At 57.3% G+C, this 1,050-nt stretch carries 1 protein-coding gene; it reads left to right on the forward strand.

Annotated elements, in window-relative coordinates:
- A partial coding sequence (locus NMG10_RS25790; protein WP_254465374.1) for an IS110 family transposase occupies positions 1–783 on the forward strand: 783 nt, incomplete at its 5' end.
- Between the last annotated feature and the right edge of the window lie 267 nt (positions 784–1,050).

Below are 1,050 nucleotides of genomic sequence, written 5' to 3' on the forward strand. Positions count from 1 at the left end.
CCCTACGTGAAAAGCAACAAGAATGACTTTGCCGATGCTGCCGCTATCGGTGAGGCGGCAACCCGCGATCAGATGCGCTTCGTGCCTCCCAAAACCGAGGCCCAGCAGGCGCTGGCGATGCTCAATTCACTGCGCGACAGCTTCATCAGAGACCGTACTGCCACCATGAACCGCATCCACGCTTATTTGCTCGAGGTGGGGGTCAGTTTGGCACCCACCTTCAAGGCGGTCCGGGAGCTCCCCATTCTGCTGGACGACAGTACCTTCTCACCGTTGATCAAGAAGCTGTTGCTGGACCTACATGCCCACTTCCGCTATCTCGATGATCGGATCAAGGCTCTGGACAAGGAAGTGCATAGCCAGGCCGTTAGCGATGATCTTGCTTCCCGTTTGATGTCGATACCTTGTATTGGCCCGATCACCGCTACCGCCCTGGCTGCGGAATTGGGTGATGGTAAGCAGTTCCGCTGTGGGCGAAATTATTCAGCCTCCATAGGCCTGGTTCCCAGGCAGCACACGACAGGCGGCAAACCTTGCCTGGGGCGAATCAGCAAGCGGGGCGACGGCAATCAGCGACGACTGCTGATCCAGTGCGCGAGGGTCTATCTGATTGGGCTGGAGCGCAAAACCGGCAAGCTGGCGGACTGGGTACGTGGCTTGCTACGTGTTCACCACCCCAACCTGGTGGTGTGCGCTATCGCCAACAAACTGGCCCGAATCGCCTGGGCCATCACGGCACACCACAGCGAATTTGATGCAGGGTCAAGCGCCATGAACGCTTGACCCTGCAGACACACGAGTAACAACCCACCTGGTTTTGCGATGCTGCACACAGATGACGTGAACGGTATACCGGCCTGGCGATCAACCTGAGCTCCTACTCGGCTTCAGAAGCCGAACAAATATCTAGGCTCGTCGGGCGCGATTTTCATCGAGGCGCGGGACCAACCTCCCACACGACGCCGTATAGATTGACGCAAACCAAACTCACGCACATCTCAGTACAGTATTGCAGAAATGGGGGTAACCATAGATGTAGGAGCGGCCTTG

The organism is Pseudomonas sp. DVZ6, assembly GCF_024259445.1.
Taxonomy (GTDB): domain Bacteria; phylum Pseudomonadota; class Gammaproteobacteria; order Pseudomonadales; family Pseudomonadaceae; genus Aquipseudomonas; species Aquipseudomonas peradeniyensis.